The sequence below is a fragment of the Pseudodesulfovibrio alkaliphilus genome (assembly GCF_009729555.1).
GTDB classification, from domain to species: Bacteria; Desulfobacterota; Desulfovibrionia; order Desulfovibrionales; family Desulfovibrionaceae; genus Pseudodesulfovibrio; species Pseudodesulfovibrio alkaliphilus.
Genome location: NZ_WODC01000003.1, coordinates 272,622 through 290,789, shown reverse-complemented (window position 1 = coordinate 290,789; position 18,168 = coordinate 272,622). Strand labels below are relative to the sequence as shown.

At 66.7% G+C, this 18,168-nt stretch carries 18 protein-coding genes; 10 read left to right on the top strand and 8 right to left on the bottom strand.

Annotated elements, in window-relative coordinates; all coding sequences use genetic code 11:
* The first annotated feature begins 5 nt into the window (after positions 1–5).
* From GKC30_RS06815 to GKC30_RS06805, 3 genes are read left to right on the top strand one after another with little or no spacing between them, the layout of a single operon-like run.
* Entirely contained in the window at positions 6–2,300 is a 2,295-nt protein-coding gene (locus GKC30_RS06815; protein ID WP_155933514.1) for a xanthine dehydrogenase family protein molybdopterin-binding subunit, read from the top strand.
* Positions 2,297–2,794, top strand: a complete 498-nt coding sequence (locus tag GKC30_RS06810) for a (2Fe-2S)-binding protein (RefSeq protein ID WP_155933377.1) — start codon at positions 2,297–2,299, stop codon at positions 2,792–2,794. The genes GKC30_RS06815 and GKC30_RS06810 overlap by 4 nt, the downstream gene beginning before the upstream one ends.
* A complete protein-coding gene (locus tag GKC30_RS06805; RefSeq protein WP_155933375.1) occupies positions 2,794–3,657 on the top strand; it encodes an FAD binding domain-containing protein in 864 nt (287 codons plus the stop codon). Before GKC30_RS06810 ends, GKC30_RS06805 begins: the two co-directional genes overlap by 1 nt.
* Before the next feature lie 104 nt (positions 3,658–3,761).
* Here the strand turns inward: GKC30_RS06805 and GKC30_RS06800 are convergent, their stop codons facing one another.
* From GKC30_RS06800 to GKC30_RS06790, 3 genes are all read right to left on the bottom strand, one after another.
* Positions 3,762–4,127 carry an Hsp20/alpha crystallin family protein gene (locus GKC30_RS06800; protein ID WP_155933373.1) on the bottom strand — a complete coding sequence of 122 codons (366 nt, stop codon included), beginning with the start codon at positions 4,125–4,127 and terminating at the stop codon, positions 3,762–3,764.
* 13 nt (positions 4,128–4,140) lie between these two features.
* On the bottom strand, positions 4,141–4,554 hold the full coding sequence (locus tag GKC30_RS06795; protein ID WP_155933371.1) for an Hsp20/alpha crystallin family protein: 414 nt from the start codon (positions 4,552–4,554) through the stop codon (positions 4,141–4,143).
* A 174-nt stretch (positions 4,555–4,728) separates the two neighbouring features.
* The gene (locus GKC30_RS06790) at positions 4,729–4,932 is read right to left on the bottom strand and encodes a Trm112 family protein (RefSeq protein ID WP_155933369.1); all 204 of its coding nucleotides are present in this window, start codon (positions 4,930–4,932) and stop codon (positions 4,729–4,731) included.
* A gap of 112 nt (positions 4,933–5,044) precedes the next feature.
* Here GKC30_RS06790 and GKC30_RS06785 point away from each other — a divergent pair, with 112 nt between their 5' ends.
* The 4 genes from GKC30_RS06785 (at position 5,045) to GKC30_RS06770 (ending at position 10,787) form a co-directional block, all read left to right on the top strand.
* Positions 5,045–7,273: a Tex family protein gene (locus tag GKC30_RS06785; protein WP_155933367.1), complete on the top strand. Its 2,229-nt coding sequence runs from the start codon at positions 5,045–5,047 to the stop codon at positions 7,271–7,273.
* Positions 7,274–7,378: 105 nt separating this feature from the next.
* A complete protein-coding gene (locus GKC30_RS06780; RefSeq protein WP_155933365.1) occupies positions 7,379–7,831 on the top strand; it encodes a hypothetical protein in 453 nt (150 codons plus the stop codon).
* 165 nt (positions 7,832–7,996) lie between these two features.
* Positions 7,997–8,587: a DUF4390 domain-containing protein gene (locus GKC30_RS06775; RefSeq protein WP_155933363.1), complete on the top strand. Its 591-nt coding sequence runs from the start codon at positions 7,997–7,999 to the stop codon at positions 8,585–8,587.
* A 7-nt stretch (positions 8,588–8,594) separates the two neighbouring features.
* Positions 8,595–10,787 (top strand): sensor histidine kinase, encoded by a 2,193-nt coding sequence (locus GKC30_RS06770; protein WP_155933361.1) that lies wholly within the window; start codon positions 8,595–8,597, stop codon positions 10,785–10,787.
* 205 nt (positions 10,788–10,992) lie between these two features.
* On the opposite strand, the gene GKC30_RS06765 is transcribed toward GKC30_RS06770, so the two are convergent.
* Positions 10,993–12,237 (bottom strand): EAL and HDOD domain-containing protein, encoded by a 1,245-nt coding sequence (locus tag GKC30_RS06765; RefSeq protein ID WP_155933359.1) that lies wholly within the window; start codon positions 12,235–12,237, stop codon positions 10,993–10,995.
* Between the two features lie 204 nt (positions 12,238–12,441).
* Between GKC30_RS06765 and GKC30_RS06760 the strand changes: the two genes are divergently transcribed.
* The gene (locus GKC30_RS06760; RefSeq protein WP_155933357.1) at positions 12,442–13,245 is read left to right on the top strand and encodes a 2-amino-3,7-dideoxy-D-threo-hept-6-ulosonate synthase; all 804 of its coding nucleotides are present in this window, start codon (positions 12,442–12,444) and stop codon (positions 13,243–13,245) included.
* A 1,039-nt stretch (positions 13,246–14,284) separates the two neighbouring features.
* Here the strand turns inward: GKC30_RS06760 and GKC30_RS06755 are convergent.
* From GKC30_RS06755 to GKC30_RS06745, 3 genes are read right to left on the bottom strand one after another with little or no spacing between them, the layout of a single operon-like run.
* Entirely contained in the window at positions 14,285–14,689 is a 405-nt protein-coding gene (locus tag GKC30_RS06755) for a hypothetical protein (RefSeq protein WP_155933355.1), read from the bottom strand.
* Between the two features lie 19 nt (positions 14,690–14,708).
* Positions 14,709–15,683: a HEAT repeat domain-containing protein gene (locus GKC30_RS06750; protein WP_155933353.1), complete on the bottom strand. Its 975-nt coding sequence runs from the start codon at positions 15,681–15,683 to the stop codon at positions 14,709–14,711.
* Between the two features lie 22 nt (positions 15,684–15,705).
* Positions 15,706–16,452, bottom strand: coding sequence for a S24 family peptidase (locus GKC30_RS06745; protein ID WP_155933351.1), 747 nt, complete (start codon positions 16,450–16,452; stop codon positions 15,706–15,708).
* A 159-nt stretch (positions 16,453–16,611) separates the two neighbouring features.
* Here GKC30_RS06745 and GKC30_RS06740 point away from each other — a divergent pair, with 159 nt between their 5' ends.
* Positions 16,612–17,043 carry a DUF5675 family protein gene (locus GKC30_RS06740; protein WP_155933349.1) on the top strand — a complete coding sequence of 144 codons (432 nt, stop codon included), beginning with the start codon at positions 16,612–16,614 and terminating at the stop codon, positions 17,041–17,043.
* Positions 17,025–17,261 (top strand): helix-turn-helix domain-containing protein, encoded by a 237-nt coding sequence (locus tag GKC30_RS06735; RefSeq protein ID WP_155933346.1) that lies wholly within the window; start codon positions 17,025–17,027, stop codon positions 17,259–17,261. Before GKC30_RS06740 ends, GKC30_RS06735 begins: the two co-directional genes overlap by 19 nt.
* Here the strand turns inward: GKC30_RS06735 and GKC30_RS06730 are convergent.
* Positions 17,256–18,047, bottom strand: coding sequence for a hypothetical protein (locus GKC30_RS06730; RefSeq protein ID WP_155933344.1), 792 nt, complete (start codon positions 18,045–18,047; stop codon positions 17,256–17,258). The genes GKC30_RS06735 and GKC30_RS06730 overlap by 6 nt on opposite strands.
* Positions 18,048–18,168: the final 121 nt, after the last annotated feature.

The window sequence follows — 18,168 nt, the reverse complement described above, 5'->3', positions numbered from 1 at the left end:
CCATCATGCAGGACATAGGCCGCCGCTCTCGCCGTTTCGACGCCTTGGACAAGGCGCGGGGCGCGGAACAGTTCGCCTCGGACATCTATCCCCCGGACATGCTTTGGGCCGGAGCGCTTCGGGCGGGTGTGCCCCACGGCATCATCCGGCGCATCGACACGGCGCGGGCCCAAGGGGTGGCGGGCGTGGAGGCGGTGCTGACCCGCAAGGACGTGCCCGGCACCAATCGCCAGGGCTTTGTCCACTGGGACATGCCCGTGCTCTGCGGCACCAGGGTGCGCCATGCGGGCGACGCCGTGGCCCTGGTGGTGGCCGGGTCGCGCCGGGCCCTGGTCGAGGCCCTTGCCGCCATTGAGGTGGAGATCGAGCCGCTGCCCGTGGTGGACACCCTGGACGCGGCCCTGGCCGACGACGCCCCCAATATCCACGGTCTGGAAACCGGCAACGTGCTTGAGGCGGCCACCATCGCCAAGGGCGACGCCGAGGCCGGGCTGGCCGAGTGCGACGTGGTGGTGCAGGAGACTTTTTTCACCCCGGCCCAGGAGCACGCCTTCATCGAGACCGAGAACGGCGTGGCCCGCATGGACGAGGACGGCGTCCTCCATCTGACGGTGTCCACCCAGGCCCCGTTCCGCGACCGTTTCGAGATCGGCCGCGCTCTGGGCCTCGACCCCTCGCGCATTCATGTTGTCGGCCCCTACCTGGGCGGCGGCTTCGGCGGCAAGGACGGGGCGACGGTCCAGTGCCTGCTGGCCCTGGCGGCCATGCACGCCAAGGGCCGTTCGGTCAAGATGTGGTGGAGCCGCGAGGAAAGCCTCCTGGCAGGCTACAAGCGCCACGCGGCGCGGATGCGCTTCACGGCCGGAGCCAAGAGCGACGGCTCCCTGCACGCGGTGCGTTGCGAGCTGGACTACGACACAGGGGCCTACGCCCATCTGGGCGTGGAGATCATGGCCCTGGGCCTGGAGCATTCGGGCGGGCCGTACCGGCTGCCCCACCTCGAGGCCAAAGGGCGCTGCGTCTACACCAACAATCCCGTGGCCGGGGCCTTTCGCGGCTTTGGCGTGGCCCAGGTCAGCTTCGCCTTTGAGGGCATGATGGACCGGCTGGCCAGCACCCTGGGCATGGACCCCCTGGAATTTCGCCTCAAAAACGCCCTCACCCGGGGCGAGCGCAACTGTGCGGGCGTGACCATGACCACCTCCACGGGCATGGAGGAATGTCTGCTGCGCCTTGGCGACCATCCCCTGTGGAAGGGCCGCGAGGCGTGGCGGGCCGAAGCCCCTCCCTTCACCCGCCGGGCCGTGGGCGTGGCCGCGGTCTTCAACGGCATGGGCTATGGCCGGGGGCTGGCCGATTACGCCGTGGCCAAGGTTCGCCTGACCGGGGCGGGCCGCATCCGCATATACAACGGCGTCAGCGACATGGGCCAGGGTAATGCCTCCACCTTTGTGCAGATGGCAGGAGAAATCCTCTGCCAGCCCGAGTCGATGATGGAGCTGGTCCAGCCGGACACGGACCGCACCCATCCCTCGGGCTCCTCCGCTGCCGGGCGGACCACCTATACCTATGGCAAGGCCCTGATCAAGGCGTGCGAATCCCTGCGCGACAAGCTCTTCAACCGGGCGGCGCTCATGCTTTTTGTGGACGACGGCTCGGGGTTCGCCATGATTCCGGGCGGGGTGCGCCATCTGCCCACGGGGCGGGATCTGCCCCTGGCCGCCCTGGCCGCCATGATGCACCCTGACGACCGCATCTGCATGGCCGACCACCTCATGCCGGTCACGCCCGAGCCTGTGCGCGGAGGCGAGGTCTTCAGGCTCGGTTTTCCGCATCTCATCTTTCCCTACGCCGCCCATCTCGCCCGCATCGAGGTGGACGAGCTGACCGGCCGGGTGACCGTGCGCGACTACGTGGCCTTTACCGACGGCGGCAGGGTGCTCAATCCGCAGAATTTCGAGCAGCAGGTCCACGGCGCCGTGGCCCAGGGGCTGGGCTATGCCCTGACCGAGGACGCGGCCACCGAGGCGGGCGTGCTGCGCACCACAGACCTCTGCACCTACGTCATCCCCTCGTCCCTGGACCTGCCGGACATGGAATCCCACGCCGTGGAGACCGTCGAGCACACCGGCCCCTTTGGCATGAAGGGGATCGGCGAAGTGGGGCTCAACGGCCCGCTTCCGGCCGTGGCCTCGGCCCTGTTCCGGGCCGGACTGCCCATGACCCGCGCCCCCTTCACTTTAGAGCGAGTGCTGGCAGCCCTGGGGGGCGGTCCGGCCGGAGGCGGTGCACCCTCATGATCGTCTTCACCCTCAACGGCGTCGGGCGCAGTCTCGACGTGGACCCCACCCTGCGCGCCCTGGATGTCCTGCGCGAGCACTGCGGCCTGACAGGCCCCAAGGAGGGGTGCGGCTCCGGCGAATGCGGAGCCTGCGCCATCTGGATCGACGGCGTGACCCGGCTCTCCTGCCTGACACTGGCGGGCCAGCTCCATGGTCGGGAGGTGACGACCATCGAGGGGCTGGGCGCACCCGGAGTGGATCAGGCGCAAGCGGCGGCCCAGGGCTCCCTTCATCCGGTCCAGGCGGCCCTGGCCGAGCGGGGCGGGGTCCAGTGCGGCTACTGCACGCCGGGCATGGCCATGGTCGCGGCCGAGCTGCTGCGCCGCGAGCCGAACGCAGACCGGACCGCCATCCGCGAGGCCATCTCCGGCAACCTTTGCCGCTGCACGGGCTACCACAAGATCGTGGACGCCATTGAGGACGCGGCCGAAACCATGCGGAAGAAACGCTGATGCCCCTGCTCCTGCCCACAGGTCTGAACGAGGTCCTGGACCTGCTGGCCGAACACCCCGAGGCGCGGGTCCTGGCCGGGGGCACGGACCTGCTGGTGCGTCTGCGGGCTTGCGGGGCATCTCCCGGAACCATCGTCAGTCTGGAGCGGGTGGCGGGGCTAGGGCGCATCGAGGCCCTGGAGACCGCGACCGGCCCGGCCGTGCGTATCGGGGCGACAGCCACCATGACCGACCTGCTGCGCAGCGACACCGTGCATCAGCGGCTCCCTCTGCTCCACCGCGCGGCCTCGGCCTTTGCCGCGCCCACGGTGCGCAACGCGGCCACCCTGGGTGGCAATATCTGCACTGCTTCGCCCGCAGCCGACACCCTGCCAGCCTTGCTCGTCATGAATGCTTCGGTGGAGTTGGCGTCGCGCCGCGGAGCGCGCATCCTGCCCATCCCCCATTTCGTCCTGGGCCCGGGCCGCACGGCCCTGGAGCCGGGCGAGGTGCTCTCCGGCGTAGTCGTGCCGGTTCCTCGGGGGTTCACCTTCCACCATTTCGAAAAGGTCGGGCAGCGCCGGGCCATGGCCATCGCCGTGGTCAGTCTGGCCGCCATGCTGGCCGTGGAGGACGGCCGGATCAGGGAAGCCCGGCTGGCCTGGGGCAGCGTGGGGCCGACCGTCATCAGAAGTCCCGAGGCCGAGGCCATCCTCAGGGGCGGGCGACTGACCCTGAGCGCTCTGGCCGAGGCGGCCCGCGCCGCCCGCCGCGCTGTGGCCCCCATCTCCGATATCCGGGCCTCGGCCGACTACCGGCGTCAGGTGGCCGGCAATCTGCTCCTGCGCCTGGCCGATCTCCCTGGCCGGGGGCCGGGCGATTGACCGGACCGGCGAAAAACCAGTCGGGATGCAACGCAAACAGCCCCCTCGCATGATGCAAAGGGGCTGTTTTCATTGTCGCTCGCTGGCTATTGCCGTTGTCCGGGCTATCCGGCCGTGATTTCTATCTTGCGGGGCAGGACCTTTTCCACCTTGGGCAGATGGAGTTCCAGCACCCCGCCGACAAGGTTGGCCTTGATCTTGTCGCGGTCCACGATGTCGGTGATGGAGATGGAGCGCACATACTCGCACTCGCCGAACTGCATTTCCGAAAAACGCTCGTTTTGGCCCGGGGTCAGGATGGTACGGCCCCGGACGGTCAGCTCGTCATCCTGCAGGTCGATATGCAGATTCTCCCGGCTGACGCCGGGCAGGTCGATAAAGATGTGGAAGCCGTCCTCGCGCTCCAGAATGTCTGTGGCGGGCCGGTAGCGGGCCGGGCTCCTGTCTTCCTTTTTCACTATTTCGCTCATGTCCGTACCTCCCTTACGCTATTTCGATGTTGATGGAACGGGGTTTGACATCCTCGGCCTTGGGCAGGGTCACGGTCAGGATGCCATCGGTCATGACCGCCTTGACCTTGTCCCTGTCCACTGGAACGGCGATGTTGACAACCCTGTGGAAAACGCCGCTCTGGCGCTCCTGGCGGTAGTATTTTCCCTGGGGGGCTGCGCGTTCGCCCTTGAGCACCAGGGTTTTGTCCGAGAGGGTCAGCTCCACGTCGGCCAGTTCCACGCCGGGCAGCTCCGCCCGCACGTAGATGTTCTCGTCGTCGTTGCTCAGATTGAGCGGGGGATAGGCCAGACGGCGGTCATCCCCCATCGGGGATTTGAAGAACTCCTCGAACACGCGATCAAGCCTGGACGGGAAATGATACAGGGTGTTGAAATCGATAACCATGGGAGACACCTCCTTTGTCGTTGTTTTTGGGAAGATAGGCACGGTTTTTCCCGCGTCAAGCTCGCTTGTGGAAAAAACAGGGGCAGGCCGGCGGATGGCCGGACGCGGCGACAGGGCCGGACCGTGACGGTCCGGCCCTGTCGGTCGGCAGAAAAAATCGCGTTGTTGCGGAAGCTAGTCTTTGGCGGGGATGGGCCGCCCGGGCCATTGCGCCTCGGGCACGGCCTGATCCAGAAGCATGACCGGGATGCCTTCCCTGATCGGATAGATCACCGCGCAGGCGGGGCAGGACAGGCCGTCCCCGGCCGGGAGCAGGGCCACCGCGCCCCGGCAGCGCGGGCAGGCGAGTATGTCGATGAGTTCCTTGTCCAGGGTCATGGGTTCCTCCTTGCGGTCTGACGCAAGCTGTACACCCATCCGCCAAGGCTGGCAATGGCCGGAAAAGAAACCATGCCTTGACGCGGACCGCGCATGGGGGCACACCGAGCCCATGACACACGCCGACACCGCCCGCATTGACCCTGTTTCCGACACCGGCCCCGGGGCCGACCATGTCCGTCTGATAGCGGACCAGCTGACCGTTTCGGCCGGGCAGGTGGCGGCCGTGGCCCGGCTCCTGGCCGAAGGGGGCACGGTGCCGTTCATCGCCCGTTACCGCAAGGAGGCCACGGGCTCCCTGGACGAGGTGGCCGTGGCCCTGGTGCGCGACCGGCTCGCAGAGCTGGCGGCCCTGGACAAGCGGCGCGAGGCCATCCTGGCCTCCCTGGCCGAACGGGACCTGCTCACCCACGCTCTGCGCCGGGAGATCGAGGCGGCCACGGACAAGGCCCGCCTTGAGGACATCTATCTGCCGCATCGGCCAAAGCGGCGGACGCGGGGGACAATGGCCCGGGAGCGCGGGCTGGCGCCGCTGGCCGATGCGTTGCTCTCGCGGCCGGATATGGACCCCGTGGCCGAGGCGCGTCGATTCGTCACCCCGTCCGGCGCGACCGCCGATACCGCCCCGGAAAAGTTCGTGACCGACGCGGATGCGGCTCTGGCCGGAGCCCGGGACATCATTGCCGAGCGCGTCAGCGAGAGCGCCGAGGCGCGGCGGACCATGCGCGACCTGTTTCTTCGCCGCGGCCGGTTCGTCTCCCGAGTGGTCAAGGGGCGCGAGGAGGCGGGGGCCACCTACCGCGACTGGTTCGACTGGGACGAGTCGCTCTCCTCAATTCCGAGCCACCGCGCCCTGGCCATGTTCCGGGGAGAGCGCGAGGGAATGCTCAAGCTCTCCCTGCGCCCGCCCGAGGAGCTTGCCCTGGGGCTGCTGCGTCGCCCGTTGGTGCGCGGCAACGGCCCGGCGGCCCGGGAGGTGGGCGCGGCCCTGGATGATTGCTATCGGCGGCTTCTCGGACCATCCATCGAAACCGAAGTGCGGGCCGAGGTCAAGGCCAGGGCGGACGCCGAGGCCATCCGCGTCTTTGCCGCCAACCTGCGCCAGCTGCTGCTGGCCGCGCCGCTGGGGCAGAAAAGGGTGCTGGCCCTGGACCCTGGCTATCGCACCGGGGCCAAGTTGGCCGTGCTCGACGCCCAGGGCGCCCTCGTGGAACACACCACTCTCTTTCCCACCGGCTCGGCGCGGCAGCGGGACGAGGCCGGGAAAGCCCTGCGCACCTTGTGCTCCAGGCATTGCATCGAGGCTGTGGCCGTGGGCAACGGCACCGCTGGCCGCGAGACAGAGGCGTTTGTCCGAGCCCTGGACCTGGGTGTGCCCGTGGTTCTGGTCAACGAGGCGGGCGCGTCCATCTATTCCGCGTCCGAGGCGGCCCGGCGGGAGTTCCCGGACCTGGACCTGACCGTGCGCGGCGCGGTCTCCATTGGGCGCAGACTGATGGACCCCCTGGCCGAGCTGGTCAAGATCGACCCCGGTTCCATCGGCGTGGGCCAGTACCAGCATGACGTGGATCAGGCGGCCCTCGGACGCGCCCTGGACGATGTGGTGGCCAGCTGCGTCAACTCCGTCGGGGTGGATGTGAACACGGCCAGTGTGGAGCTGCTGGCCCATGTCTCGGGCCTTGGCCCGGTCCTGGCCGCCAACATTGTGGCCCACCGGGACGGGAACGGCCCTTTTGCCTCGCGCCGCGATCTGCTCAAGGTCAAGCGGCTCGGACCCAAGTCCTTTGAGCAGGCGGCCGGATTTCTGCGGGTGCGCGGGCAGGGACCGGGGCATGATCCGCTGGATGCCAGCGCGGTGCATCCCGAGCGCTATCAACTGGTCCGGCGCATGGCCCGGGACGTCGGCTGCGCTGTGGCGGACCTGCTGCGCGACGAGGCGGCCAGGGGGCGTATCAGGCCGGAAGCGTATGTGTCCGAGGAGGTGGGGCTGCCCACCCTCAGGGACATTCTGGCAGAGCTGGCCCGTCCCGGACGCGACCCCCGCGCCGGGTTCAGCGCCTTTGCCTTTGACGACAGCGTCAGCGACATCGCGGACCTGCGCGAGGGAATGCGACTGCCCGGCATCGTTACCAATGTGACCAAGTTCGGCGCCTTTGTGGATGTCGGCGTCCATCGCGACGGTCTGGTCCATATCAGCCAACTGGCCGACCGCTATGTGGCCGACCCGGCCGAAGTGGTGGCCGTGGGCCGCGAGGTGCTGGCCACGGTCATCGGCGTGGACCATGCCCGCGGCCGCATCTCCCTGAGCCTGAAGGGCGGGCCGGTGGATGAGGGCGCATGACGACCGTCCTCCATCCCTGTGGTTGATAACGGTTGTCAATGTCCTGGGGTTGGGCTAGGCTCGCTTCCACCCGTTACGATCTGAACCATCACTGCGATCAAAGACATGAGAATATCACTGCTTGCCTTGTTTCTGGCGTTGATTATTTCCAGCATCCCGGCCCTGGCCGCCGACTCCCGCTACCTGGACCGGATGGCCTTTGAATCCGAGATCAAGAGCATCGCGGTCGTCTCCCGGGTGCAGCGCATGGGGGCCGGGGCCGAGGGCACCTTTTTGCGCGTGACCTTCAAGACCGACTACGCGTTGACCTCCTTTACCCCGGAGTCCTTCACGGGCGGCTGCAACACCATGGAGAGCGCGTGGCAGCAGCGCTCGCCGGGCACGGTATATTTCAATCCCAAGCAGGGGCAGAAGGTGTTCGTCACCGTCTCGTCCAACGACGGGGCCATCACGAGCCTCACGCCGCTGACCCCGCTGCTTGACGCCGTTGTCCGCACCGAACCCTGGCGGCTGACCTACAACCAAGGCCGCGCTGTCATCCTCCCCAAGGACGACTAGCCGTGGCCCGGAAAGCGGGGAAAGGGGAGGAAAACCCCTTTTCTCCGTCAAACCCTCGGCCCCCCGAAGGAGCCGCCGGAGGCTTCCCGCCATTGACAGGTTTGCCGTGGCCGGGAATCGCGCCGCTTGTCCTTTGTCGGCGGTGCTGATACACAGCGGGCATATATGAAAAACACCCACGCCGTTTCGGCGCCGGCCCGATTCCGGCTTCCCCTGGCCCTGGTTCTGGTCTTGGCCGCCTTCCTGGCGGCGGGGCCGGCCTGGGCCCAGGCCATCAGTCTTCGGGCACCCTCCCTGGCCAATGTCTCGGGCGTGCTCACGGCCCGTTTCGGGGTGGGCGTGTTGGAGCCGGTGGTGCTCAAGGGCGAGCTGGAGGACGGGGCGCAACTCGCCCTGCGCTGCTCGGTCAGCCTGCGCACCGCCCGGGACTACTGGTTTGACGGTCATCTGGCCTCGGCCACCTTTGTCAGCACCCTTTCCCGCGACGCCCTGAGCGGCGAATTCGTCATGGCCCTGCCGGGCAGGGCCGCCCCCCTGCGCGGCAAGGACATCCAGGCCCTGCTCCTGGAGGGTTGGGGAGTTCTGGAGGTTGGGCTCGGGCCGTGGGACATGCTGGAGCGCGGCCGCAAGTACCGTCTCTCCCTTGACGCCTTCATGGCCGACGCCGACGCGCCCGAGGGGCTGTCGCGCTTCATCTACTTCTGGTCATTGGACGCCGGGGCCGGGACTTCCTTCCAACTGGATTTCACCTACTGAGGCGGCCATGACTCCCGATCCCATCCGCATCAACCCGACCACCAGAACCGAGCGGAAGCGGCGCAAGCGGGAGTATGTCGTGGCCGTGGTCTTCCTGCTGCTCATTGTCGGGCTGACCTGGGCCGAGCTGAAATACCTGAGCGGCGACTACTACCTCATCCTCAACCTGCTCATCCTCAACGTGGTCCTGCTGCTGGGCATGATTTTCTATGTGGCCCGCAACGCCGTGCGCCTGATGCTGGAACGCCGCCGCAGGGTTCTCGGCTCCAAGCTCCGCACCCGGCTGGTCCTGGCCTTCATCTCCCTTTCCCTCATCCCCACGGCCCTCATCTACCTCGTTTCGGTCAAGTTCGTGCAGACCTCGGTGGACTACTGGTTCAAGGGGCAGGTGGAGGAGTCCATGGAGCAGGCCCTGGAACTTGGCCGCGCCTTTTACGGCTCGGCCCAGGAGCGGCTGGAACGGCGCGGCGAAGCCATGATCGCCGAAATCCGGCGCAGCGGCTATGCCTGGGGCGGCAAAACCATGAACGACTACTTGGGCGGGAAGTTCGAGGAGTACGACTTCAGCCTCATCGGCGTCATCAGTCCAGAAGGGCAGGAACAGAACACCCATGCAACGGCACAATGGGAGCAGGCATGGCCCGAGATCAAGGAAAAGGTGGACTGGCAGAGCCTGCGTGCGGACCCGCGCTCCTGGACCACCATCATCCCCAGGCCCGGCAGCGACCTGGTGCTGGGCGTCACTCCGGTGGACGAGGGCCGCTCCGGCTACCTGGTCATCGGCGAGACCGTGGGCCATGGCCTGATGCACCGCCTCGACCAGATCGTGCGCGGCCTGGACGAATACAAGAAGCTCAAGACCCGCAAATATCCCTGGAAGATGAATCTGTACCTGACCATGGGGGTCATGGCCATGCTCATCATCCTCGGGGCCATCTGGTTTGGTTTTCGGCTGGCCAAGGAGCTGTCGGCCCCTGTCCAGGCCCTGGCCGCGGGTACCGAGCGCATTGCGCGGGGCGATCTCTCGGTGCGCCTTGAGGACCGCTCCGACGACGAGCTGGGGTTCCTGGTCCAGTCCTTCAACCGCATGGCCGAGGATCTGGAGCAGAGCCAGAAGTCCGTGCAGCAGGCCAATGTGCGTCTGGCCCAGCAGAATCAGGAGCTGGAGCGGCGCGGCCAGTATATCGAGGCCGTGCTCAACAACATCACCTCAGGCGTCATCTCCATGAACGCCGAGGGGCGCATCGGCACGGTCAACACCGCGGCCGAGCACATCCTGGGCGTACCCGGTTCCATGCTCATCGGGCGCAAGCCGCAGTCGCTGCTTTCTGGCGATTTTGCGGACATGATGAACGAGGCCCTTTCCTCGGTCAGCGCCAACCCCGGCACCCTCTGGTCCCGGCAGATCGACCTGCCCGTGCGCGGCCGCAACATCAAGGCCCTGGTCAACGTGGTCTCCTTGCGCAACGTGGGCGGGCGGGAGGCCGGGCATGTCGTGGTGCTGGAGGACATCACCGAGCTTGAGAAGATCCAGCGCCTTGCCGCCTGGCGCGAGGTGGCCCGGCGCATCGCCCACGAGATCAAGAATCCGCTCACGCCCATCAAGCTCTCGGCTCAGCGGCTGCAACGCAAGTACGGCGAGCGGGTCCATGAAAAGGTCTTCGACGACTGCACCGAGCTCATCGTCAAACAGGTGGAGCGGTTGCAGAACATGGTCACCGAGTTCTCTTCCTACGCCAAGCTGCCCGAGATACAGCCCCGGCCCGACCAGCTGGCCCCTGTGCTGGAAGAGGTGGTCGGCATGTTCGAGAACACCCATCGCAAAATCCGGTGGAAACTCGAGATATTCACGACCATCGACACCTTTTCCTTTGACCGCGAGGCCATCCGCCGGGTGCTCATCAACCTCTTCACCAACGCGGCCGAGGCCCTGCGCGGCCAGCGCGACGGGCGGGTGCAGGTTCGAGCGGGCCACGACGCCGAAGCCGGGCTGATCACCATCACCGTGGCCGACAACGGCCCGGGCCTGCCCAAGGACTCTTCGCGCATGTTCGAGCCCTACTACACCGAGAAGAAGGGCGGCACGGGACTCGGGCTGACCATAGTGCGCTCCATCGTGGCCGATCACGGTGGCCAGGTGCGGGCCACGCCCAACTCCCCCAGGGGCACGGTGTTTGTCGTGGAGATTCCCGGCGCCTGACCTGCCTGAGCGCTTCTGGTCCCGAACGCTTCTGGCCTCCGGCCGCCCCTCCCCCACTTCGCCTTCGCGCCACTCCGCGCCAGATCCCCTTTGGGGTCGCCAGAGTGCGAAACCACGCGCCGCATCCTCTGTCGCAGCAGCCGGAAGGCGGGTGCCGGGAGAGGCGTCGATACGTTATCGTTTGCGAAAAATGCTGTTTTTTCTACTAGTCAGCGCTTTCCGATGCGAAAAACGAGTCGGCCCAGGTAAAGGCGTGCTGGTAGCTGACGGCCACAGTGCCGGGAAGCAGGTCCAGGGTCTTGGCCGTGGTGCCCACCGCGTCCCAGTCCGACTGCTCAATGGCCTTGGCCAGGGCGAGCCAGGGGGCGTAGCGGTTGTTTTCGCCGCACAGGGCGCTCTTGATGTCGTCCTCCACGGGCAGGTGTCTGACGATGTCCTCCATGCGCATGTCGAGCAGGGCGTCGAGGAGGGAGAAGAGGCCGAGCATGAAGAGCTTGTCCGACTCCTCCTCGTAGCCGCCGCCAAGGGCCGCTGTCTCGAAGAGCTTGGCCCGGTGGGCAGAGAGGTAGGAAAGCTCAAGGCTTTTCTGCGAGGGGGCCATGTCGGTGAGGATGATCAGCCGCAGCCAATTGCGGATGGGCTTCCACCCGGCCAGGACCACGGCCTGCCGGATGGAAGTGACGGTGGTGGCGAAGCTGAAGCTGGCGGAGTTGAGGAAATTCAGCAATCGGTAGCTGATGGCCACATCGGCCTCAATGGCCGGGGCCAGGGCGTCGAAGTTCGGTTCGTCCTTTTCGATGATCTCGAAAAGCTTGAGCCGGGTGATCTCCGAAGAGGCGAGCTTGCGGCCCGACTCGGTCTGCGGGTGCTTGAAGAAGAAGCCGTGGAAGAGGGTGAACCCGGCCTCCCTGGCCCGCTCCAGGTCGTCGGCGTTCTCCACGCATTTGGCGATCATCCGGGAGACGCCGAATTTTTGGCCCTTGCCGACGATGGCGGCGAGTTCCGAGGCGCTTTTGCCGGTCATGTCCACCAGGAGCGCGTCGGCCATCTCGGCCAGCGGTTCGCTGCCCGGGCTCCCCAGGAAGTTGTTGATGGCTACCTCGTAGCCGTCGCTCTTGAGCCCCCGCAGGGCTTGGAGCAGGGCTTCCGGGGGGGCGGCACGCTCCCCAAGGGTGATGACCGTATTGCCCGAGGGCACGGCCAGGGGGGTTCCGGCGGTCACGTCCTCGGGGGTGAAGTGGATGAGCAGCCGCGAGCGGTTGCCTGCCAGCCCCCGGCACAGGGGCAGGTTGGCCACCAGGTTCATGGTCGCCTCGGAGTTGTCCGAGATCACGGCCCGGTCGGCGTCCTGGCTGTCGCGAAAAAGCATCAGGTAGCCCCAGGTGTCGTTGTGCGCGGTGAAAATGGGCTGGCGGGCGACGAATATGGTCTGGTAGGTGGTCTCGTCCATGGTCCCTCTCTTTGGGGGCGTGTGCTTGCAGGATTGTGGTCGTATTTTCCGATGGAGTCAATACGGTGAGTGGGCGCGGAGCATGATTACCGCGCAGCAGGGAGTGATCATTGTGCTTTCCTCCGGCCCTGGAGTGTATTATGTCAACGGCACTGTCGAGCACTCCGGCGGCGCGACGCCAAACCACCATGCAAGAGGTGCAGGATGCATATCGGAAAAGCCATTCGTCTGGAGAGGATCTTCAATCGCGACACCCGGCGCACCATCATCGTGCCCATGGACCACGGCGTGACCGTTGGCCCCATTCCCGGCCTGGAAAAGATGCGCGACACCGTGACCAGTCTGGTGGCGGGCGGGGCCAACGCGGGCCTGGTGCACAAGGGGCAGGTCAAGCTTGGCCACCGGATGCAGGGGCGGGACTTCGGGCTCATCGTCCACCTGTCGGCGGGTACGGTCCTGTCGCCCTATCCCAATGTCAAGCGGCTGGTGACCACGGTGGAGGAGGCCATCCGTCTGGGAGCGGACGGGGTGAGCGTGCATGTCAACCTTGGCGACGAGACCGAGGGGCAGATGCTGGCCGATCTGGGCGCGGTGGCCGCCACTGCCGCCGAGTGGGGAATGCCGCTTCTGGCCATGGTCTATGCCCGCGGCCCCAAGGTGCCCGACGAATACGCCCCCGAGGTGGTGGCTCATTGCGCCAGGGTGGGCGCCGAGCTGGGAGCCGACGTGGTCAAGGTCAATTACACCGGGGATGCCGAGACCTTTGCCCATGTGGTGGAGTGCGCCTGCGTGCCCGTGGTCATCGCGGGCGGCCCCAAGCTTGAGTCCACACGGGATTTCCTGGACATGGTCCGGGTGTCCATCGACGCGGGCGGGGCCGGGCTCTCGGTGGGCCGCAACGTGTTCCAGCACCGCGATCCCTCGAGGCTGGTGCAGGTCCTTGGCCGCGTTGTTCACGAGGGCCTGGCCGTGGACGAGGCCCTGGACGGCTACCGGGACGTGCTGTAAGCGCTCCTGCTACCATGGGAGACGCGGCTCTTCCGGCGCCTCCTTTTGCGTCTGCGCCGTTTCGGTCCCCTGGCCCGGGGGGGCGGGCCGTCCTGCCGGGCCAGGAGCAGAGGAAGGTTCCCCGGGCGTCTTTCCTGCACTCTTGATCACCCCGTCTCCTTCGCGGCCGAACCCGCCCTCGGCGGGCATCGGTACCTGAAGCGCATCATGGCTCCGAGCCTGTCCGTCGCGCCGGGGCACTGCCGCGGACACCGCAAACCCTGCGCGGCGGAAGTCCTCGCTCGTCGGGAGCCCCTCCCCCTCACTGCCAAGTATCAATAGCGCAGCCCGCATAGCCAACCTCGCGGCATCACGACCGCACACAACAATCGCAATGCTGATATTGTGAATAGAAAAAATACAGAATAAGCGTTGAAACATTAGGGTCGACAGCGGCGAATGTCCAGCAAAAACTGACCAAAATTGTACGTAATGTGCTATTTTACTTTGAAAAAAGTGTCAAATAACATTATAAGTTTTTGCTGATGCAGAGGCAGTGGGCTTCATGGCGGCTGGCGCGACATTTCCGAAGTAAAGAAAGGTCTGTTGTGGGTTGGTCAATACATTGGCCTCGGCCGTCACTGCATTGGCAATGCGTCGCGTCAGACCTGTTTGCATTTGCCGGGGCATGAGGGGGAGTGCAAAGACGGCGGCCTGCCGCCCTTTGGCAGAAGAGGGTAAGCCTTCACGCCGCACAGTGCCTGTCCTTGGTGCGGGAGTCGCCCCTCTCTGTCCGCCTGATCTGTGGGGCGCGAAGACGGCCCAGGGCCTCGGCCTTGGGTCCGTTTGCGTCGACGGCTCACCATTGCTGACGCCCTCGGTGCGCTGGCTCCTTTAGCGGGCTGACAGGAGAAGGGCCGGTTCCGACATGGTGTGTCGGAACCGGCCCTTGCGGTGTTGGTACAGGTGTTCCTGACGCTGCGTCAGGCCAGCCGTCATTCAATGCGTTTCTTTCGGCGCAGGAGTGGACGCGCACCGCCGCCCGGAAGCGCGTACGGCCTCAGGAGGCGTTCGTGCCCGTGAACACGAACAGGGGCAGCTCGACCTTGGTCTGCCAGCCGCTGTCGGTTTTGATGGCGGCGGAAAGGGTGTGGCGGCCCTCGGCGGCCACCTTGAGGCCGGGCAGCTGGAAGTTCATCTTGTGGAGCATGGTCGCGCCGGGGGAGACCTCCTGGATTCCGAGCATGATGCCCTCGCCCTTGGGCGGGGTCAGGGTCAGCGACACGGTGAAGGGCTGGCCGCCTTCGCTGTCCAGCTCCCACAGGCTGACGAAGAACAGGGGCGGCAGGGTGGCGGGAAGCGCCGGGACCACGGCGTGTTCCACGGTCCGGATCAGGGAGGTGCTGTTGGAATCCCTGTCAATGATCAGGTCGGCGCAGAGCAGGGCGTACACGAGTCTTGGCATGGAAGCCTCCGATGGCGGGCTAGGGGTCGTGCCTGAGCCCGGAAAGGGACAGGCGGAGATCCTCGGGCAGCGAGAGCACCGAGGCCGGGTCGATGTGGGCCAGGAGCAGAGCCGCTCCGGTGCGCTGGCTCGGGCTGCCGGTGGTCACTGCGCGGGACAGGGCCGGTATGGCGTCGTGGCCGATGCCGAGCAGGGCGCGGAAGGCGGTCTGGGCCAGGGGGGTGCCGGGCCGGTCGAGCAGTCGCACCAGGGTGGATGCGGCGTTTCTGCCGAGCCTTTCCTGGGGATACAGCCCCGAGGGGGTCGCGCCCAGCAGCATGAGATGGTGCCAGACCAGGGCGGGCGGAGGGGAGATGTTGTCGATGGTCTCGGCCACCACATGCAGCACCCGCAGGTCTTCGGTATCAAGGGCCCGGATCAGGGCCGGAGCGGCCGGGGCGGCGTCCGCGCCCATGTGCCCCAGCAGCCACGCGGCCTTGGCCCGGGCAAAGGCGTCGTCCGCGGCCAGGCCCGCGATGAGGGCGGGAAGGGCGCGTGTGCCCATGAGGCTCAAGCCATAGGCTGCCGCGTCCCGTCTGGCCCGATCCGGGTCGGCCAGCAACTCCACCAGCCGGGGGGCCATGGGCGGACCGGCCGCGCCGGCCGCATGGGCGGCCATGCTGCGCACCGTGGTGTCCGGGTCGGCCAGGGCGGCCTCTATGGCTCCGGCGGCCAGTCCGGGTGCGGGTAACAGGCCCAGGCCCAGGGCCGCGCCGCGTCGCCGGACGGCGTCGCCCTTGTCCAGGGCGGACACAAGGCCGCGCATGGCGGGCTGTCCCAGCCCCTTGAGGCGGGCGGCGGCTTGTTCTCGGGCCTGGGGGTCGGTTCCGCCGAGAATGTCGGCCAGGGCGGGAATCTCAGCCTCAAGGGCCTGGGCGGCCGCGCCCGGGCCGACCGGGAACAGCAGGCACAGGACTGGCAGGCAGCAAGTGAAAAGTCGGATGGCTAAACACATGTCTATCTCCTGTGCTCAGGGGCTATTTCCTGGTCATGTCGCTCCATGCCCAGACCACGTTTCCGCCGATGGCGCGGCGGATGTCGCCGTCGTAATCGCGCTCCAGGCGGTAGGTGACGGGCGGGAACTGCCGGCTGTTGTCCGAGTAGAAGATGAGTTCCAGGTCGCCGTCGAGGCGTTTGGTGTTGACGCGCTTGACCATGGTGCCCCCGTCCGGGCCGGGCTCGCTGACGAGCATGATCTTGCCCGCCGGGCTGGGATCGCGGTCGTTGCGGTCCACCAGCACGATGTCGCCGGGATGCAGGGTGGGGATCATGGACAGCTCGTTCTTGCCGACCTCAACGGCCACCAGATTGGAGCGGAAGCGGATGGACTCCTGATGCCGCCAGACAAGAACCCATCCTTCTATCCTGTCCTCGGGAATCAGGCCGGGTCCGGCGGCCACGGGCGAACTGGCCAGGGGCACGGCAAGATAGTCGTCCGGCTGCGGATCGGCCGCGCCAGGCACTGCCTGGGTCTTGTCCGGCAGACGGAAGCATACCTCGCGGGCCGCGTCCGCGGGCTCGTCGCCAAAGGTCAGCGAGACGCCGATGCGGTCCAGGATGTGCCCCAGCGAGTCGGCGTTGAGGCCGCGCTCGCGTTTGAGGAATCGGTTGAGCTGCGAGGGGTCGATGCCCAGCTCGTCGGCCATGCGCTTGTTGTTCGGATACCGCTTGCCCCGGCCCACCCGACTGAGAAGGGCCTGACGCACGTCTTCGGTGAACCCCATGATCCTCCCCTTATGAATGACGCGAAGTTACGGACATATATACACGGAATTTGATGAATGTCTAAAGTAAAATGACAAAAACTGTTGACTGCTTCATAGTCAAACGTCTACGATCTCCTTGTTCGTGCCAGTGGAGGATCTCTGCATAAGGAGTGTCAAATGATTGAAAATATGGAGCTTGTTAGAATGGAGAGCAGTGAGGCCGGAACCTTTGGCGCACTCCGCCTTGACGGGCGGGTTTTCTGCCTGACTCTGGAGCCGCCGGATCGGGGCAATGCGGTGGGCCTGTCCTGCATCCCTGCAGGGCGCTATCAGTGCCGCCGGGTCAAGTCGCCGAGGTTTGGCGACACCTTCGAGGTGGCTGGCGTGCCCGGCCGGACACATATCCTGTTTCACCGGGGAAATGTGTCAGCCGACACCAGCGGGTGCGTCTTGCTGGGGTCGCGTTTCGGCGTGGTGGGCGGTATTCGGGGGATTCTCGAGTCCGGCCGTGCCTTTGTCGCCTTCATGGAGCGCTGCGCGGGGCAGGATCGTTTTGAACTGACCATCCGCGATACAGGGGGGGAGGGCGTATGGACTCCATCTGCCTGAAGGGGGCCAAGGACATCTGCCTGGCCGTGGGCGAGAACCCCAAAAACATGCACCGTCTGGTGCGGGAGTATGGCCTGCCCGCCTGGAAGCGGGGCGTCAAGGGAACATGGCGGGCCCTGCCCGAGGACCTGCACACCTGGATGCGCGAGCAGCGCAATCAGCATCTGGAGCGGCCGCCGCTGGCCGATGTGTGCCGACCCTGGGCGCGGGATTCATGAGCGCAGGGTCGGCGCAGCCCCTGCTTCCGGGAGGGCTGCGTCCAACGAGGCGGGAGGGCTTGTCTGCATCACGGGATGGCGCACCGAGCCTGCGCCGCTGACGCCAGCCACGCCTTGACTGTCCGGGGTGGAGGCGACGCAGCGGACCCCAGGGTCGAATCCGCGCAGATACATGCGCTCGGCCTGGGCCAGGGAGGATTCGAGGCGGTTGAGCCGCTCGGCGAGCGGGTCTGGCTCGATGGCGCGGGAGCCGACGGCCGTCAGAGCCCCGGTCTCGGTCGGAATCGGCCCGGCCCGGCGCAGAGGTTCGAGCCGTGCTTCCGGTTTTGCTTCCGGTCGAACGTCATCCCGTGTCTGTCTTTCTGGCCACGGCGTGGCGAGGGAGGCGGTCATGGTCGGGTATATAGGGGTGGTCAGCCCCTTTGGCGGCACGGGGTCTGCGTCTGCCGGTGCAGCGAGCACTGGCGCTGCGGCGGGTTCCGCCTCGCTGACCGCGCTGGGGGCGGCCCCGGCGAGCAGGGGGTGCTGCTCCGGGGGTTCTCCCGCCGGGCCGATGAACCACGCGAACTTCTCGCCAAAAACCTCGTCCGGGGTCTTGTCGTTGACTGCGTAGTGGTAGGCATACTCGGCCACGGTGCAGGCCGTTCCCGCATACTGGACCGGGGCCGGGCCAACCAGCCCGAGAACGCCGAGCATGGCGTTGACGGCCAGACAGCCCGCCAAGGACGCGGGCAATGCGGCCAACAGGGTGGCGGGGATCCATGGGGTGCGTGACGGTCTTTTCATGCCAGGGGATGTGCATGACCCGTACCCGAGGAGGATTCTCCCTGGCGGATGGCCCCCTTGGATGGGGCTTTTCGGTCTGTGCGCGGTCCAGTGTCGGGAAACCGTCGCCCGGTGTGGCCGG

Bases quoted from the DNA above. Each gene is read 5' to 3' on its own strand.
- GKC30_RS06815 (WP_155933514.1), top strand. From the start codon at position 6: ATGCAGGACATAGGCCGCCGCTCTCGCCGTTTCGACGCCTTGGACAAG.
- GKC30_RS06770 (WP_155933361.1), top strand. From the start codon at position 8,595: ATGACTCCCGATCCCATCCGCATCAACCCGACCACCAGAACCGAGCGG.
- GKC30_RS06750 (WP_155933353.1), bottom strand. From the start codon at position 15,683: ATGTGTTTAGCCATCCGACTTTTCACTTGCTGCCTGCCAGTCCTGTGC.
- GKC30_RS06745 (WP_155933351.1), bottom strand. From the start codon at position 16,452: ATGGGGTTCACCGAAGACGTGCGTCAGGCCCTTCTCAGTCGGGTGGGC.
- GKC30_RS06730 (WP_155933344.1), bottom strand. From the start codon at position 18,047: ATGAAAAGACCGTCACGCACCCCATGGATCCCCGCCACCCTGTTGGCC.
- GKC30_RS06785 (WP_155933367.1), top strand. From the start codon at position 5,045: ATGACACACGCCGACACCGCCCGCATTGACCCTGTTTCCGACACCGGC.
- GKC30_RS06795 (WP_155933371.1), bottom strand. From the start codon at position 4,554: ATGGTTATCGATTTCAACACCCTGTATCATTTCCCGTCCAGGCTTGAT.
- GKC30_RS06790 (WP_155933369.1), bottom strand. From the start codon at position 4,932: ATGACCCTGGACAAGGAACTCATCGACATACTCGCCTGCCCGCGCTGC.
- GKC30_RS06805 (WP_155933375.1), top strand. From the start codon at position 2,794: ATGCCCCTGCTCCTGCCCACAGGTCTGAACGAGGTCCTGGACCTGCTG.
- GKC30_RS06755 (WP_155933355.1), bottom strand. From the start codon at position 14,689: ATGCCAAGACTCGTGTACGCCCTGCTCTGCGCCGACCTGATCATTGAC.
- GKC30_RS06765 (WP_155933359.1), bottom strand. From the start codon at position 12,237: ATGGACGAGACCACCTACCAGACCATATTCGTCGCCCGCCAGCCCATT.
- GKC30_RS06735 (WP_155933346.1), top strand. From the start codon at position 17,025: ATGGACTCCATCTGCCTGAAGGGGGCCAAGGACATCTGCCTGGCCGTG.
- GKC30_RS06810 (WP_155933377.1), top strand. From the start codon at position 2,297: ATGATCGTCTTCACCCTCAACGGCGTCGGGCGCAGTCTCGACGTGGAC.
- GKC30_RS06780 (WP_155933365.1), top strand. From the start codon at position 7,379: ATGAGAATATCACTGCTTGCCTTGTTTCTGGCGTTGATTATTTCCAGC.
- GKC30_RS06800 (WP_155933373.1), bottom strand. From the start codon at position 4,127: ATGAGCGAAATAGTGAAAAAGGAAGACAGGAGCCCGGCCCGCTACCGG.
- GKC30_RS06740 (WP_155933349.1), top strand. From the start codon at position 16,612: ATGATTGAAAATATGGAGCTTGTTAGAATGGAGAGCAGTGAGGCCGGA.
- GKC30_RS06775 (WP_155933363.1), top strand. From the start codon at position 7,997: ATGAAAAACACCCACGCCGTTTCGGCGCCGGCCCGATTCCGGCTTCCC.
- GKC30_RS06760 (WP_155933357.1), top strand. From the start codon at position 12,442: ATGCATATCGGAAAAGCCATTCGTCTGGAGAGGATCTTCAATCGCGAC.